Below are 17,466 nucleotides of genomic sequence, written 5' to 3' on the forward strand. Positions count from 1 at the left end.
CGTTGTTGTCTGCACAATGCGTGCCTGAACCGCACATAGTAATAAAGGAGAAAATACCAAATGGAATTAAACAAAAAAGCTTACGATGAATATATTAAAAAGATCACGCCGGTCAATGAACTTGGGAGCGACATGCTGCATGCCTTTGTGACAGGCGGTATCATCTGCACGGTCGGACAGGCATCTGTGATGCTTATGATGAAGTATCTGGGAATGGAAAAGGAAGCGGCACAGACCTGGATGCTGATCGAACTGATCTTGGCGAGTGTGCTGCTGACCGGATTTGGCATCTACCCGAAGATCGTGAAGTGGGGCGGTGCAGGAGCCCTGGTGCCGATCACCGGCTTTGCGAACTCGGTGGTGGCCCCGGCTATTGAGTACAAGGCCGAGGGACACGTATTCGGAATTGGATGTAAAATTTTTACCATTGCAGGGCCGGTGATCCTGTTTGGGGTGTTGACGAGCTGGCTTTTGGGGATATTGTTTTTGATTGGAAAAGTTTTGGGGATTATGTAAGAAAAAAGAAGAGCCACCGTACGATCTGTACGATGGCTCATTTGGCTCAGCATATCGAGGAGGCACCAGTGGCGCGTCCGCTGATTCTGCAATGCAGAAGATGGGAGTCGAACCCACAAGGTATTGCTACCACACGGACCTGAACCGTGCGCGTCTGCCAATTCCGCCACTTCTGCATACCTGCGGGAGATGGGACTTGAACCCACACGACATAACTGCCACTAGATCCTTAGTCTAGCCTGTCTGCCAATTCCAGCACTCCCGCCGACAAGAACATACTATACTATAAAATTGAAAAATGCGCAAGTACTTTTTTGAATTTTTGAAAAATTTTTGAAAAAATAAAACTATCAAAAAAATTGCATAAGGATCTTCGAGGCGGGGGGAATCATAGCAGGTAAGTCCCCACCGGCGGTAAAGTCCGCAAGCCGAAAGGCATGACACGGTGCTGATGCTGCTAAATTTTTCGCTGCCGTTTGTGCCGGGATTTTTGAAATTCGATATTTCGGAACTTCCGGCCCTGTTTGCAGGATTGTAGAAGAAAACAATTCTGTGTATAATAGAACTATTCAAAAGAACAGAGAAAGCAAGGAGGCACGATTATACATGGAACGTTACGATATCGCCATCATCGGCACCGGCCCGGCGGGACTTTCCGCGGCAGTTACGGCGGCCATCCGCAAAAAGAAAATTTTATTAGTAGGAAGCCGGGATCTGAGCAGTAAAGTACAGAAAGCGCAGGAAATCCAGAACTATCTTGGGTTCCCGGAAATCAGCGGGGCAGAGCTTGGCAAGGCATTTGAGGAACACATTGAGCGGATGCAGATCCCGATCGTGGAGGACCGGGTGAATCTGATCTATCCAATGGGCGATTATTTTTCCCTGCAGGTGGGACAGGACATCTGCGAGGCGGATACTGTGATTCTGGCAACCGGTGTCAATTTTGGCAAGCCGCTTCCTGGCGAAGAAGAATTCTTAGGCCGCGGCGTCAGCTACTGCGCGACCTGCGACGCGCCGCTTTACCGTGGCGCAACGGTGGCCGTGATCGGATATCAGAAATCCGAGGAGGCGGAAGCCGATTTTCTGGCTGATATTGCCGAAAAGGTGTATTATTTCCCAATGTACAAGGAGCCGGTGGAGGTTTCGGAAAAGATTACGGTAGTAAACGGAGTGCCGAAGGAGATTACCGGCGGCATGAAGGCAGATACACTGGTGGCCAGTGCCGGAAGTTATCCGGCAGACTGCATTTTTATTTTAAGGGAGAGTGTGTCTCCGAAGAACCTGGTACCGGGACTTCAAATGGATGGAAACCATGTGGCGGTCAACCTGCAGATGGAGACGAATGTGCCTGGATGCTTTGCCTGCGGTGACATTGCAGGACGGCCTTACCAGTATATCAAATCGGCCGGGCAGGGAAATATTGCGGCACTGTCTGCGGTTTCTTATCTGGACCAGAAACGTAGAAACGAAAAGCAGTAAAAGGTCCACAATCCTCTTGCAAGTAAGCCTGCATCGGATTCCAGACTTTTTGCCCCTGGTATGATTTCATAAAAAGTTCACAAATTTCCGATTGACAAATTAGCGATAATGTCCTAACATACTTAGGAAACTAAATAAAACATGCGGCCGACAGAGGTAACATCAAGGTCTGCTTCGAAAAAAGCAAGGCGAAAAGGCGGCTGCAAAGTCACACAACATGATGAGGTGCAATGAAACAGCAGGAAGAAAGAATTGCCATGCGCAGCATCAAACGTTTGTCAAACGGAATCAGCAGAGAGATGTGTGCGGCCTTCGGCTCCGGGATGTTCAGTGGAGCGCAGGGACGCACACTTCATTTTCTTTTGGCAGAGCATACGAAAAGTGATGTTTTCCAGAAAGACATCGAGGCGGAATTCGGACTCAGACCACCCACGGCTACTGCGCTCTTAAAGGAGCTGGAGCAGCGGGGGCTGATCCGCAAGGAGCCGGTTTCGTACGATGCAAGAAGAAAAAAGATCGTGGTGACCGAGAAAGCGCTGCAGTATAAGGACTGCGTGCTGAAAGGTCTTGATAAGCTCAATCAAAAGCTGATAGCCGGTATCTCAGAGGAAGAGATGCAGGTCTTTTTTTCTGTGACAGACAAAATGCTGAAAAATCTGGCAGAGTAATGCTTGTTGTTCACGTATGCATGAACGGCAACAGAATCATTTACAAGGGAAACAAGGAGGAATTGCAGTGGTTAAAACTTTACTGAAGAGTGTACGGCAGTACAAGAAACAGTCTCTTTTATCACCGCTTTTTGTAGCAGGCGAGGTTGTACTGGAGTGTATGATCCCGCTGGTGATGTCAAAGCTGATCGATCATCTGTCTGCCGACACCATGACACCAATCTTACAGTATGGCCTGGTCCTTTTGGTCATGGCAACCATGTCTTTAGGCTGTGGTGTGCTGGCTGCGAGAAACGCGGCAGAGGCGTCCTGTGGTTTTGCGAAAAACTTAAGACAGGATATGTATTTTAAAATCCAGGATTTTGCGTTTGCGGACATCGATAAATTTTCCGCATCGTCCCTGGTAACCCGTATGACAACGGATGTTACAAACGTACAGAACGCTTACCAGCTGTTAATCCGTCTGGCTGTGCGTACCCCGCTCATGATTATTTTTTCCGTGATCATGGCGATGACCATCAATGTGAAGATGGCTCTGATCTTCTTATGTATCCTGCCTATTCTGGCAGGCGTACTGTTTGGAATTGCCACCCATGTGCATCCGATCTTCAAGCGCATTTTCAAAAAGTACGATGCCTTAAATAACTCCGTGCAGGAGAACGTAGCCGGTATCCGTGTGGTAAAATCCTTTGTCCGTGAATCCTACGAGACCGAGAAGTTCAACCAGGCGGCAGAAGAGGTGCGCAAGGACTTCACCTTTGTTGAGAAGATCCTGGCATTCAATAACCCGACCATGATGTTTTGCATGTACCTGTCCATGTTCCTGGTGTACTATATCGGAGCGCAGATGATCGTCAATTCCGGAGCGACCGAGCTGACGACCGGACAGCTTTCTTCCCTGATCAGCTACGGTGTTCAGATCCTGGCATCCGTCATGATGCTCTCCATGGTATTTATCATGACAACCATGGCTTCCGAGTGTGCAGAGCGTATCGCAGAAGTGTTAAACCATGAGAGCAGCCTGACTTCCCCGGAAAACGGGGCAACTGAGGTTGCAGACGGAAGCGTGGATTTCGATCATGTTTCCTTCAAATATTCCGAGAAGAGCAAAAAGTTTGCGCTGTCTGATATTGACCTGCATATCCCGTCTGGTGCGACGGTCGGCATCATCGGAGGAACCGGTTCTTCCAAGACATCCCTGATCCAGCTGATCTCCAGACTTTACGATGTCAGCGAGGGAAGCGTAAAGGTCGCAGGAAAAGATGTGCGCGAGTACGATCTGGAATCCCTGCGTGATGCGGTTGCCGTGGTCCTGCAGAAAAACGTTCTGTTCTCCGGCACCATCAAAGAAAATATGCGCTGGGGCAGTAAGAACGCGACTGATGAAGAAATCATCCACGCATGTAAGCTCGCCCAGGCCGATGAGTTTGTCAGCCAGTTCCCGAACGGCTATGACACCTACATTGAGCGCGGCGGTACCAACGTATCCGGCGGTCAGAAGCAGCGTCTGTGTATCGCAAGAGCCCTGTTAAAGAAGCCGCGCATCCTGATTCTGGATGACTCGACCTCTGCAGTCGATACCAAGACCGATGCCCTGATCCGTAAGGCATTCCGCGAGGAACTGCCGAATACCACTAAGATCATCATTGCCCAGCGTATTTCTTCCGTGCAGGATGCAGATTTCATTCTGGTCATGGACGGCGGACGTATTGTTGAGCAGGGCAGCCACGACGAATTAGTTGCATTCAACGGCATTTACCGGGAAATCTTTGATTCCCAGACTAAGAGTAAGGAGGCGTAAGAGGATGAGACAAATGAGAAACGCAAATGGCTCCGGTATCAAGCCGGGCACCTTCAAACGCCTGATGGCATATTTATTTTCCCATTACCGGGCACATCTGATCACGGTTATGGTCTGCATCATCATTACGGCGGTCGCTTCCGTCGGACAGACCATTTACATTCAGGCGCTGATCGACCAGTGTATTCTTCCTGGTGTGGAGAACGGCATGGACAGCGTGTGGCCGCAGATGGTTTCCATCTTTGGAAGCATGGCTCTGATCTATGCACTTGGTGTATGCGCATCCCTGATCTACACCCGCATTATGGCGACCGTCACCCAGGGTACCTTAAAGAACTTCCGTGTGGATATGTTCACCAAGATGCAGACTTTGCCAGTCAAATATTTTGATACCCATGCACACGGCGACATCATGAGTACCTATACCAACGATACCGATGCCATCCGTATGATGGTCAGCCAGAGTATGCCGATGCTGTTCCAGTCCATCCTTACCATCGCAGTGATGATCGTCATGATGACCAGCTTCAGCATTCCGATGTTCATCGTAGTATGCCTGTTTGTGGCAGCGATGCTGACCGTAACAAAGAAGTACGGCGGCATGAGCTCTAAGTACATGATGTACCAGCAGCGTTCCCTGGCAGCGGAAGAGGGCTTCATCGAGGAGATGATGTCCGGTCAGAAGGTTGTCCAGGTCTTCTGTCATGAGGAAGAAGCAAAGCAGGACTTCTTAAAGTACAATGAGCAGCTGTTTAGCGACAGTAAGACGGCAAACCAGTACGGCAACGCGCTGATGCCGATTCTGGGCAATATGGGTAACTTGATGTATGTGGTCCTGGCGATCGTAGGCGGTCTGATGGTATATTGCAAGGCTCCGAACCTGACCCTTAGCGGTTTCAGCCCGGTGTCTGTCGGCATCATTATCACCTTCCTCGGCATGTCCAGACAGCTGGCACAGACCGTGGGACAGAGCTCCAACCAGGTAGCCCTGATCGCGATGGGTCTTGCAGGTGCAGGACGTATCTTCGAGCTGATCGATGAAACGCCGGAGGAGGACGAGGGCTTTGTTACCCTGGTCAACGCAAAACACGATGAGAACGGGGAACTGGTGGAAGCCGATCACCCGACCCATATCTGGGCATGGAAGTATCCGCGTCCGGACGGAACTGTAAGCTACACCGAGTTAAAGGGCGATATCCGTCTGGAGCATGTGGACTTCGGTTATGTTCCGGAGAAACTGGTGCTGCATGATGTCTCCCTGTTTGCAAAGCCGGGACAGAAGATTGCATTCGTTGGTGCGACCGGTGCCGGAAAGACCACGATCACCAACCTGATCAACCGGTTCTATGATATCCCGGACGGAAAGATCCGTTACGACGGCATCAACATCAACAAGATCTGCAAGGCAGACCTGCGCCGCTCCTTAGGTGTGGTACTGCAGGAGGTCAACCTGTTTACCGGAACCGTTCTGGAGAATATCCGTTATGGACGTCTGGATGCTACCGATGAGGAATGCATCGCAGCTGCGAAGCTGGCGAATGCAGACAGCTTCATCACCCGTCTGCCGGACGGTTACAATACGATGCTGACCGGAAACGGAGCAAGCCTGTCCCAGGGACAGCGCCAGCTGATCTCCATTGCCCGTGCGGCTGTGGCGGATCCGCCTGCCATGATCTTAGACGAGGCAACCAGTTCCATCGATACCCGTACCGAGGCACTGGTACAGCAGGGTATGGATAACCTGATGGAGGGCAGAACCGTGCTTGTCATCGCACACCGCCTGTCCACGATCCGCAACAGTAAGGCCATCATGGTGCTTGACCACGGACGCATCATCGAGCGTGGTGACCATGACGACCTGATCGCCCAGAAGGGTACTTACTATCAGCTGTATACCGGAGCGTTCGAGCTGGATTAAACAGAATAACATACAAATATACTTACGAAGGGACTGCTGTTTTGGCAGTCTCTTTTCTATTTTATAGAAGAGCGTGGTTCTGCGAAACAAAGTGCCCTGCAAGATATTCCGGCGGCGTGTCCGGTGCCTGGAAATCCATAGACCATATCTATGATTTTTTTCAAAAAAACGAATTGGTATTTTTTTATCATTTGACGTAAATTATAGGTATCAAAGAAAAACGGAGAATACTATGAAGAACAACTACCAGCATATTTTCAGTCCGATGACCATCCGTCATATGACTGTAAAAAACAGAATTGTCATGATGCCGATGGGCACCAACTTTGGAGAACAGAACGGAGAAATGAGCTTTCTGCACATCAATTATTATGAACAGAGGGCGAAGGGAGGCACGGGTCTTCTGATCGTGGAGAATGCAAGTGTGGATTCCCCGCAGGGCTCAAACGGAACCACCCAGCTGCGCATTGACCTCGATAACTACATCCCGCGTCTGTACAAATTATGTGAAAATGTTCACAAACATGGTGCCTGCATCGCGATCCAGATCAACCATGCCGGAGCATCTGCAATGTCGTCCCGAATTGGCATGCAGCCAGTTTCTGCTTCGGACGTTCCTTCCAAAGCAGGCGGGGAGATTCCGAGACCGCTTGAAAAAGATGAAATTTTACATATCGTCCGTAAGTACGGAGAGGCTGCAAAGCGCGCACAGATCTGTGGATTTGATGCCGTAGAGATTCATGCCGGTCATTCCTATCTGATCAGCCAGTTCCTTTCCCCAATCTATAATAAGCGTACCGATGAATTTGGCGGTTCCGTAGAAAACCGTACCCGGTTTGCACGCATGGTCATTGAAGAAGTGAGAAAGCAGGTTGGACCATTTTTCCCAATCTTCCTTCGTATCAGTGCTGATGAATTTATGGAAGGCGGCAATACTCTCGAGGATACCCTTACCTATTTGCAGTATCTGGAGAAAGAAGTCGATGTGTTCGATGTTTCCTGCGGCTTAAACGGTTCCATCCAGTACCAGATCGATGCAAACTATCTGCCGGATGGCTGGCGCTCCTACATGGCCAGAGCAGTGAAAGAAAAGTTTGGTAAACCTTGTATTACGGTAGGAAATATCCGTCATCCGCAGGTTGCTGAGGACATTCTTGCAAAAGGTGATGCAGACTTTATCGGTATGGGACGCGGACTGATCGCAGAACCGGAATGGGTCAACAAGGTAGAATATGGAAAAGAATGTGATCTGCGCAACTGTATCTCCTGTAATATCGGCTGTGCCGGTCACCGGATCGGATTAAACCAGCCAATCCGCTGTACCGTGAATCCGGCTGTCAACAGCGGAGAAGATTACATGAAGCATAAAGTCAAAAAGCCTTGCAACGTGGTCGTGATCGGTGGTGGTACTGCCGGACTGGAAGCAGCCTGCACGGCAGCAGAAGTTGGATGTACCACGTTTTTGATCGAAAAGAGTGCACAGCTGGGCGGTCTTGCCTCCGTGATTTCCAAAATCCCGGACAAAAAGCGCCTTGCAGACTTCCCGCAGTATCTGATCCACCGCGCAGAAAAACTGCATAATTTATTTATTTTCCGCAATACCAGTGCAAATGTGGACCTGGTAAAGAGCCTGAATCCGGATATCATTGTGAATGCAACCGGTTCCGTTCCGACCCTTCCGCCGATCACCGGTCTTCATGATCTGGTTGACAAAGAGGGCACGAATGTTGCTACCGTGCTGAAAATGATCGACCGTATCCAGGAGTATCCGGAAGATATGGCTGGAAAAAAGGTTTCCATCATTGGCGGCGGCGCCGTTGGTCTTGACGTCATGGAATTTTTCACAGAGCGGGGCGCAGAGGTTTCCATGGTAGAAATGCTTCCGATGATCGGCAATGGTCTGGATCCGGTTTCCAAATGTGATATTCAGGCAAAACTGAAAAAATATCAGGTAAAACAGATGGTAAACACCGTTTTGCAGGAAGTGAAGAATGACCGGTTCATCGTAAAAACCCCGCAGGGCGAAATTCAGGAAATTCCGTTCGACTATGGCTTCATCTGTCTTGGCATGAGAGCCAATACACCGGTTCTTGCGGATCTGGAAGAGGCTTTTGGAGATACCAATGTGGACATCATCAACATTGGCGACAGCAAGCGTGCCCGCAGGATCATTGAGGGAACGGAAGAAGGACGCAATATCTTAAGTGCACTGGCACGTCACGATTATCTGTAATATCAGAAGACCATGCTGCCGGCACATGCACGTGCAGTGTCCGGCGGCATGTAATATGTAATGTAGGAAAATGGCGGGAGTTTTTGGCGAAATATTGAACTTTTGTTAAAATGTTGCTATGATTGTCTGGCAATCGTTTGAAATGGAGAGGAGTTATCATTATGGCAGAGAGAATTACAGGACATACAGAATTAATTGGATTATTTGCATACCCGATCCGGCATTCCAGTTCCCCGGCAATGCACAATGAGGCATTTGCCTATCTGGGTCTGGATTACGCGTATCTTGCATTCGAGGTAGACAACAGCACCCTGGAAGATGCGATCAAAGGTTTTCGTGCGATGAAGATGGTTGGCGCAAATGTTTCCATGCCGAACAAGACTGTTGTTGGAAAATATCTGGACAAGTTATCTCCGGCAGCAGAGCTTTGCGGGGCAGTCAACACCATTGTCAATGAAAATGGTGTATTAACCGGACATATTACCGATGGCATCGGTTTTATGCAGGCATTGCAGGATAACGATATCGATGTGATTGGCAAAAAGATGACCATTGTAGGTGCCGGCGGTGCTGCAACTGCAGTGGAGATCCAGGCTGCTTTGGACGGAGTGAAGGAGATCTCTATTTTCAATGCACATGATAAATTCTGGGAAAATGCACAGGAAACCGTCAGAAAGATCAATGAGAAAACCGCGTGCAAAGCAACCCTTTATGATTTAGAAGACAAGGACAAACTCCGCGAAGAAATGGCAGATTCCTATCTGTTCGTCAATGGAACCGGCGTAGGCATGAAGCCGCTTGAAGGTCTGTCTGTTGTTCCAGACGAGTCCTATTTCCGCCCGGAACTGATCGTAGTCGATATCCCATATTCTCCGCTGGAGACCAAGATGCGCGCGATGGCGAAAAAAGCGGGATGCAAAACCATGAACGGACTTGGCATGATGCTGTTCCAGGGCGCAGCAGCGTTTAAGCTGTGGACTGGAAAAGATATGCCGATCGAGCACATGAAAGAAGTATTGAACATCCGCTACGATGATTAAAGCGGAAACTTTGGTCGTTTTATAACGCAGTATGGGATTTTACGTAGGCTAAAAACTGTTCTGCGAGCGGGGTGCGGTAGCGGTTTTTTAAGTACGCCATGTAAAAGCGGCGTTCCCAGTTGGCTTCGGTAATATGAATGACTTTCAGGCTCATGTTACTTAGAATTGGCATGTCCGGGACAATGGCCATGCCGAAGCCATGTGCGACGAACCCTGCAATGGTCTGGTCTTCATCAATTTCAAAAATACATTCCGGCATTTTGCCGCAGGCAAGAAACAGCTTGTCGATCATGGGGCGCAGTCCGCTGCGCTTGGAAAACATGATCTGCGGATAGTCAAGGGTTTCGCGCAGGGTGACCGAGTCGCGGTCTGCCAGGGGATGATCTTTGGGAATGATGACGACCAGTTCCTGTTTTGCGACAGGAACGAATTCAATCAGCGGTTCCTGGTCCATACGGGAACAAAAGGCAATGTCGTATTTCTGGTTTTTGAGTCCTTCCAGAAAGTCGGCAGTCAGTCCATTCGAAAAATGAAAGTCAATCTGTTTATCCGGATATTCGTTTAAAAAGCTGCGGACCAGACCTGGAACGAAATTTGTTCCAAGTGTGGGAAGCAATCCGATATCGAGTCTTCCGTTTCCGGCTCCGGAAGATTTTAAATTTTCTATGCTGTGGTCGAGAAGCTGGAGGGTATATTCGGTGTCCTTTAAAAATTCCCGTCCACATTTCGTGAGGACAACATTTCGTCCGTCTTTTTCAAAAAGTTTTACACCAAGTTCTTTTTCCAGCGATGAGATCGCATGGCTTAAACTTGGCTGGGTAATGCAAAGCTGTTCCGATGCTTTCAGATAATGCTGCAGCTTGGCCAGTGTGACAAAATAACGAAGCTGATATAAATTCATGCGTAAGATCAAACTCCTTTCCCTGCTAAAAGAATAACATAAATGATAGATTTTTTCTATTAATTCTGTGAAAATTAAGCATTGGTTTTTAGAAACGGAAGCACGTATAATAAAACCAATCAATTGATAGAAAATTGTCATTCTATAACTGGAAATCGTATGCCGCTGATGGCAAAAGACAGGAGGAAAAATTATGTCAAAACAGCATCCAATCACGATCAGTTCCTGGACTCTGGGAGACCAGTGCCGTTTTGAGGAGCGTGTAAAAGCAGCCAAAGAGGCAGGTTACGAGGGAATCGGCCTGCGCGCAGAAACGTATGTGGACGCACTGAACGAAGGATTAAAGGATGAGGATATCCTTGCAATATTGAAAAAGTATGATATGAAAGTAACGGAAGTGGAATACATTGTCCAGTGGGCGGAGGAACACCGTTCTTACGAGCAGAAGTATAAAGAGCAGATGTGTTTCCATATGTGTGATCTTTTTGACGTGCAGCATATCAACTGCGGACTGATGGAAAACTATTCTGTGGAGTACACTGCGCAGAAGTTAAAAGAGCTGTGCCAGAGAGCCGGAGCGTACATCATCGGAGTGGAGCCAATGCCGTACAGTGGTATCCCGGATCTGGACAAGGCATACAAGGTAGTCATGGCATCCGGCTGCGACAATGCGATGATCATTCTGGATACCTGGCACTGGGTAAGAGCAAACCAGCCGTATGACATCCTGACAAAGGAAATGGCAAAGAAGGTTGTGAGCATTCAGATCAACGATGCCTATGAGAGACCTTATGCGGATTCCATTTTAAGAGATGAATCCATGCATGACCGTCTTGCACCGGGAACCGGAGCGAAAGACACCGCGGGATTTATCCGGATGATCCGGGAGGCAGGGGTTTCCCCGCGTGCGGTTGGCGTGGAAGTTATCTCCGATGCGATCCTGGCAAAGGGAGTAAAAGAAGCAGCAGTCTATACGCACGAAAACACGGTGAACGTTTTAAAGGAAACCTGGCCGGAGTTACTGGAAGATTAAGGAAATACCGCCTGGGAGAACGGAGAAGGACATGAAATTCAGAGCAATGTTTCAGCCAATCGAGATTGGCAATATGACAGTAAAAAACAGATTTGTGGTTCCGCCGATGGGAAACAATTTTGCAAACACGGATGGCACCATGAGTGAACAGTCTGCGGCATACTATGCAGCGCGGGCAAAGGGCGGATTTGGACTGATTACCATTGAGGCAACGGTAGTCCATCCGGACGCAAAGGGTGGTCCGAGAAAACCATGCCTGTATGATGACACGACAATTGAAAGTTTTAGAAAGGTGATCGATGCCTGCCATGCATATGGGGCAAAGGTTTCCATTCAGCTTCAGAATGCCGGACCGGAAGGCAATGCAAAAAATGCAGGGGCACCGATCAAGGCAGCATCTTCCATCCAGGCCTGCTGCGGCAGGGATATTCCGGAAACCCTGACTACCGGGGAAATCTATGAGCTGATCGAAGGATATGGTGCAGCGGCAGAGCGCGCCTTAAAAGCAGGAGCGGATGCAGTGGAAGTGCATATGGCACATGGATACCTGGTGAATTCCTTTATTTCACCGAGAACCAACAAGCGTGTCGATGAATTTGGTGGCTGTTTTGAAAACCGGATGCGTTTTTCTCGTCTGATCATTGAGAATATCCGGGAAAGAGTGGGAGACCAGCTTGCCATTCTGGTCCGTATCAACAGCGCAGATGAGGTGTTAGGCGGAAACGATGTACATGACAGTGCAGCGATTGCCGCATATCTGGAAGACTGCGGCATCGATGCGCTCCATGTTTCCCGTGCGGTACATATCCGGGATGAATTTATGTGGGCACCGACTGCAATTCATGGCGGATTTTCTGCAGATCTGGTATCGGAAATCAAACGTGCCGTGACCATTCCGGTCATTACCGTCGGCCGTTTCACGGAGCCGCAGTATGCTGAGCTTCTGGTGCGGGAAGGACGTGCGGATCTGGTGGCATTTGGCCGTCAGAGTCTTGCGGATCCGGAACTGCCGAACAAGGCACTAAAAGAGCGGCTGGAAGACATGATCCCCTGTATTGCCTGCCTTCAGGGCTGTGTTCCGAGTATGTACCAGGGAAAGCCGCTTTGCTGTCTGACGAACCCATTCCTTGGACATGAGTCTGCCGGTATGGAAAAGGCAAAGACATCAAAACGCGTTATGGTCGTTGGCGGCGGTGTCGGCGGACTGTGTGCGGCATTTGTCGCAGCAGAGCGCGGACATGACGTGACTCTGTATGAGGCAGGCGAAACCCTGGGCGGCAATATGCGCCTTGCAGCTTTCCCGCCGGGAAAAGGAGACATCACCAATATGGTGCGTGCCTATATCCACCGCTGTGAAAAAGACGGAGTCCGCATCGTGATGAATCAGGAAGTTACCCTGGAACAGATTCAGAAAGAAAATCCGGATGCAGTGATCGTGGCAACCGGAGCAAAGCCGTTAGTTCTTCCGATCGAAGGCATTGACCAGCCGGAGATCCTTTCCGGTTCTGATGTACTGGATGGAAGATGTGCACCGGGCAAAAAGGTCCTGGTAGTCGGAGGCGGCATGGTCGGCTGTGAGATTGCGGCACTGTTAGGCGAGCAGGAGCATGAGGTAGATGTGATTGAGCTGCGCGATGAGATCGGTGCTGATGTGATCAAGGAACATAAGATCTATCTGATGAAAGACTTCGAACAGTACCAGATCGGACAGATCACGGGAGCAAAGGTCAGCCGCTTCTACAAAGACGGTGTTGCGTATGAGACAGCGGATGGCGGTATGCAGGAAGTAAGAGGCTATGACAGCGTTGTGCTGGCAATGGGCTATAAAAATTACAATCCGTTTGCAGACGGACTGAAAGCACTTGGAAAAGAAGTATATGTGATCGGGGATGCAGGGAAGGCAAGAAGAGCCCTGGATGCTACGAAAGAAGCCTATGAGGCGGCAATGAAATTATAGAATATAATGCAAAAAATCCGGAAATGTCAGAATGATGTTTCTGGATTTTTTTTGTTGTCCGGCATATCAAATCTCAATTTGTTTCGCGATTTAGCGCGAAAAAGCACAACTAAAAAGCTGTAATAGTTACAATATTTTGCTTGATATTAAAAAATCTTTATGCTATAATGGGCACCAAGTTGAGAAAAACAGTTGAGATTCATGCCAGGCGTGAACAGCAGGCTGTAAAACAAAACCCGAGGAGGATACGATTATGAAAAAGAACATGGCATTGGTTATGGCATCTATGATGGCAGCATTATCCCTCACCGCTTGCGGCGGTTCCGGTTCCGCATCTACCACCGCAGCTGATACAAAAGCAGCAGATACCACTGCAGCTGACAGCGCGGCAGACACCAAAGCAGCACCGGCTGACAAGATCGGTCAGGCTGGAAGCGGCAAAGAGCTGATCTTTACCACCGGCGGTGACCAGGGTACTTACTACGGATTCGGAAGTGTGATCGCAGGCCAGATCAGTGACCTGACCGACACCACCGTAACCGCGATCGTCGGCAAAGGCTCCAAGGGCAACATCGAGGCCATGGATGCAGGCGACGCACAGCTTGGTTTCGTACAGTCCGACGTTATGGCATACGCTTACAACGGTACGAACCTCTTTGAGGGCGCAAAGATCGACGGTTTCTCTACCGTGGCAGCGCTTTACATGGAACAGGTACAGATCGTAACCCTCGACCCGGAGATCAAAACCGTGGCAGACTTAAAAGGCAAGACCGTATCCGTTGGTGATTCCGGTTCCGGTGTTTACTTCAACGCTCTGGATTGCCTGGGTGCTTATGATTTAACCATCGACGACATCAAGCCTACCTACCAGTCCTTCGGCGACAGCGTCGAGGCTATGCAGGATGGCAAGATCGATGCAGCTTTCATCGTAGCAGGCGCACCGACCACCGCAGTGACCTCCCTGGCAGCAACCAGAGACGTATATCTGGTAGAGTTAGACGATGAGCACATCGCAAAACTTCAGGAGACTTCTCCTTACTACACCAAGAACGTGATCTCCAAAGATGCTTACGGTCTTGAGAAAGACGCAACCACCGTTGCAGTCGGCGCAGTTATCATCGCGCAGGACGATGTAGACGAGAACGATATCTACAACGTAGTAGCAGGCATCTACGACAGCATCGACACACTTGGACACGACAAGAAGAATGAGCTGGACCTTGACTTTGCAGCATCCGTAACCGCAGTTCCGTATCACGCTGGCGCTGCAAAATACTTCGCAGAAAAAGGTCTGACTGTTCCGACCAAATAGGAAGCAGTGGAAAAGTATCATCGGACCGGTGTATGTTAAGCAAGGTCAGGTGAGACTGCTCCAAAATGAAGACAATCAGGCGTTTCCGAATCCCGGAAGCGCCTGAATAAGAATAGGAAGGGGATTCGACTATGAGCTTTCTGAATAAAAAACACACAGCAGCTGTGGACAGCGCCCCGGCAGCTGACGGTTTAACCGGAACCGCAGAGGATGTTGATGCGGTGATGAAAAAATATGACAGGGAATCGAACGTCCGTGTATGGGAAGGAAAGCCGAAAGCCGTGATCCGTTTCCTGATGGCAGCATTTTCCCTGTTCTGCATTTACCTGACCCTGGTGGATAAGAGTCTTCCAGAGGTTCGCCTGACGCTGTTTCTGGCTATGATCATCATCATCGGATTTTTAAACTATCCGGTCAAAAAAGGGCACGTCCGTGTAAACTACATTCCGTGGTATGATATTGTACTGATGGTCGCAGGCGCAGGTCCATTTCTTTACTTTGCAGCAAACGCACAGAAAATCCTGTTAACCAGCTACAGTGTCATTTCCAAAGACCCGTTTATGCTGGCTCTGGCCATCGTTGCCATTCTTGTTCTGGTTGAGCTTTGCCGCCGGTGTGTCGGCCTGCCGATCCTGTTTGTAGTCGGTGCACTGCTGATCTACACCTTTGCAAATGTCCGTTTTGGTAAGGTTGTTTACGATCTGTTCTACACCACCAATGGTGTTATGAACACCCCGATCAATGTATGTCAGAAATACATTGTGGTCTTCATTATCTTTGGTGCTTTCCTGGAGCGGACCAGTATTTCCGCATTCTTCATTGACCTTGCAAACTGCGTGGCAGGTTCCTCCTGCGGCGGTCCGGCGAAGGTAGCTGTTATTTCCTCTGCTCTGTGCGGCATGGTTTCCGGTTCTTCCGTAGGAAACACCGTAACTACCGGTTCCGTCACCATCCCGATGATGATCAAGACCGGCTACAAACCGGATTTTGCAGGCGCTGTTGAGGCAGCAGCATCCACCGGCGGACAGATCATGCCGCCGATCATGGGCGCAGCCGCATTCCTCATGGCAGAGTACACCGGTGTTCCGTACTCCCGCATTGCAGTCCTTGCAATTCTTCCGGCAATCCTGTATTTTGCAGGTATTTACATTGCTGTACATCTGGAAGCAAAGAAGCTTGGCTTAAAGGGACTTGATAAAGATAGCCTTCCGAAATTCAGCTACCTGATCCGCAAAATCTATCTGCTGGCTCCGCTTGTAGTTCTTGTCGTTCTGGTATCCAATGGTACCCGTACCATGCAGAGCTCCGCAGCAATCGCAATCCTGGTAACTATCGTAGTAGGTCTGTTCAACTCCGATAACCGTATCAACGTAAGCAAGATCATCGATGCGCTGGAGGCAGGCGGCAAGGGAACCATCACTGTAGCATCTGCATGTACCATGGCTGGTATCGTAGCCGGCTGCATCACTTCTACCGGTCTTGCATCCAAACTTCTGCGTGCCATTGTATCTGCATCCGGCGGTGTCATGATCGTAGCACTGCTTCTGACCATGCTTTGCTGTATCGTTCTTGGTATGGGCGTTCCGACCACCGCAACCTACTGCATCATGGCAGCAACCTGTGCCCCGATCCTCATGAGCCCGGAAATTGGTGTTGAGATGCTCGCAGCACACTTCTTTGTATTCTACTTTGGTATCGTGGCAGATATCACCCCGCCGGTTGCACTGGCCGCCTACGCAGGCGCCGCCATCGCAAAGGCTGGACCGATGAAGACCGCGTTCAACGCAAGCCGTCTTGCCATCGCAGCATTCATCGTACCGTACATTATCGCCATGAATCCGGCTATGCTGTTCATCAACACCACTATCCCGGAGGTTGTTATGATCACCATCACCAGCCTCATCGGTATCTTCGGTGTGGCAGCCGGTTTAAGTGGATTCGTATTCCGCAACATGAAATGGTGGGAGCGTATCCTCTGCATTGTAGGTGGTCTGACCCTGCTCGTACCGGGAAGCCTGACCGACCTTATCGGACTGGTTCTGGTAGGTGCGGTATGCGTACTGGGATACCAGGCAGCCAAGAAAGAGAAGGAGATGCTGGCTGCATAAAATAAACAATTTAGCACAGTAAGTCCGAAAGCCCCCGCCCCGCCATGCATAAACGCATTCACGCCAATTTTCGCCCGTTTTGCTCCGCCGCCTATTAGATTGCTTCTCCGCTAACTCGCTCACTGCGTTCGCTCAGACAGAGCTCCGAAGCAATCGCTATGCTCACAAAACGGGCAAAATTGGCTAAAAGAATGCGCTTATGCATGGCGGGGCGGGGGCTTTCTACTGTGTTGGCTCCACTACATACAAAAAACCTGCAACCACTACTGAAATGGCAGAGATAGGCTAACTATCTGCCAAATCAGTAATGGTTGCAGGTTTTTATGTTAGTAAAGCCAGTACACAGGAAACGCAAGCCAGCCGGTACAGGATAAGCATTTGTTTGAAAATCCGTGAGTGGGCGAGCATAGCGTTGGAACGGAGACCCTTGTTTGAGCACGCAGCGCGTGCGAGTTTGGGTCGCAGTTCCAACAATAGGCGGCGCAGCCTACGAGCAAAAG

General features: G+C 49.5%; 12 protein-coding genes and 2 tRNA genes. 11 read left to right on the top strand and 3 right to left on the bottom strand.

The window, feature by feature from the left end; translation table 11 throughout:
- Positions 1-60 precede the first annotated feature (60 nt).
- Entirely contained in the window at positions 61-516 is a 456-nt protein-coding gene (locus tag DXB18_RS12990) for a SpoVA/SpoVAEb family sporulation membrane protein (RefSeq protein WP_118541160.1), read from the top strand.
- 92 nt (positions 517-608) lie between these two features.
- Here the strand turns inward: DXB18_RS12990 and DXB18_RS12995 are convergent.
- Positions 609-692, bottom strand: a tRNA-Leu gene (locus DXB18_RS12995).
- Positions 693-697: 5 nt separating this feature from the next.
- A tRNA-Leu gene (locus DXB18_RS13000) sits at positions 698-781 on the bottom strand.
- A gap of 341 nt (positions 782-1,122) precedes the next feature.
- On the opposite strand from DXB18_RS13000, the gene DXB18_RS13010 reads away from it, so the two are divergent.
- The 6 genes from DXB18_RS13010 to DXB18_RS13035 all read left to right on the top strand — a co-directional run bounded on the left by DXB18_RS13010 (position 1,123) and on the right by DXB18_RS13035 (position 9,655).
- Positions 1,123-1,995 carry an NAD(P)/FAD-dependent oxidoreductase gene (locus DXB18_RS13010; protein WP_118708238.1) on the top strand — a complete coding sequence of 291 codons (873 nt, stop codon included), beginning with the start codon at positions 1,123-1,125 and terminating at the stop codon, positions 1,993-1,995.
- 230 nt (positions 1,996-2,225) lie between these two features.
- Positions 2,226-2,663 (top strand): MarR family winged helix-turn-helix transcriptional regulator, encoded by a 438-nt coding sequence (locus tag DXB18_RS13015; protein ID WP_118541156.1) that lies wholly within the window; start codon positions 2,226-2,228, stop codon positions 2,661-2,663.
- A gap of 67 nt (positions 2,664-2,730) precedes the next feature.
- On the top strand, positions 2,731-4,464 hold the full coding sequence (locus DXB18_RS13020; protein ID WP_207665788.1) for an ABC transporter ATP-binding protein: 1,734 nt from the start codon (positions 2,731-2,733) through the stop codon (positions 4,462-4,464).
- Between the two features lie 4 nt (positions 4,465-4,468).
- Positions 4,469-6,382: an ABC transporter ATP-binding protein gene (locus DXB18_RS13025; protein ID WP_118541154.1), complete on the top strand. Its 1,914-nt coding sequence runs from the start codon at positions 4,469-4,471 to the stop codon at positions 6,380-6,382.
- A gap of 232 nt (positions 6,383-6,614) precedes the next feature.
- Positions 6,615-8,615 (top strand): FAD-dependent oxidoreductase, encoded by a 2,001-nt coding sequence (locus tag DXB18_RS13030; RefSeq protein WP_118708240.1) that lies wholly within the window; start codon positions 6,615-6,617, stop codon positions 8,613-8,615.
- A gap of 161 nt (positions 8,616-8,776) precedes the next feature.
- A complete protein-coding gene (locus DXB18_RS13035) occupies positions 8,777-9,655 on the top strand; it encodes a shikimate dehydrogenase (RefSeq protein ID WP_118708242.1) in 879 nt (292 codons plus the stop codon).
- A gap of 19 nt (positions 9,656-9,674) precedes the next feature.
- Here the strand turns inward: DXB18_RS13035 and DXB18_RS13040 are convergent, their stop codons facing one another.
- Entirely contained in the window at positions 9,675-10,556 is an 882-nt protein-coding gene (locus DXB18_RS13040; RefSeq protein WP_118708244.1) for a LysR family transcriptional regulator, read from the bottom strand.
- Between the two features lie 193 nt (positions 10,557-10,749).
- Here DXB18_RS13040 and DXB18_RS13045 point away from each other — a divergent pair, with 193 nt between their 5' ends.
- From DXB18_RS13045 to DXB18_RS13060, 4 genes are all read left to right on the top strand, one after another.
- A complete protein-coding gene (locus tag DXB18_RS13045; protein WP_118541146.1) occupies positions 10,750-11,589 on the top strand; it encodes a sugar phosphate isomerase/epimerase in 840 nt (279 codons plus the stop codon).
- Between the two features lie 31 nt (positions 11,590-11,620).
- Complete coding sequence (locus DXB18_RS13050) at positions 11,621-13,546, top strand: FAD-dependent oxidoreductase (RefSeq protein ID WP_118708246.1); 1,926 nt, start codon at positions 11,621-11,623, stop codon at positions 13,544-13,546.
- Positions 13,547-13,799: 253 nt separating this feature from the next.
- On the top strand, positions 13,800-14,858 hold the full coding sequence (locus DXB18_RS13055; RefSeq protein ID WP_118541142.1) for a TAXI family TRAP transporter solute-binding subunit: 1,059 nt from the start codon (positions 13,800-13,802) through the stop codon (positions 14,856-14,858).
- A gap of 131 nt (positions 14,859-14,989) precedes the next feature.
- Positions 14,990-16,966, top strand: coding sequence for a TRAP transporter fused permease subunit (locus DXB18_RS13060; protein WP_118708248.1), 1,977 nt, complete (start codon positions 14,990-14,992; stop codon positions 16,964-16,966).
- The last annotated feature ends 500 nt before the right edge of the window (positions 16,967-17,466 follow it).

Source organism: Clostridium sp. OM02-18AC (assembly GCF_003481825.1).
Classification (GTDB): domain Bacteria; phylum Bacillota; class Clostridia; order Lachnospirales; family Lachnospiraceae; genus Brotaphodocola.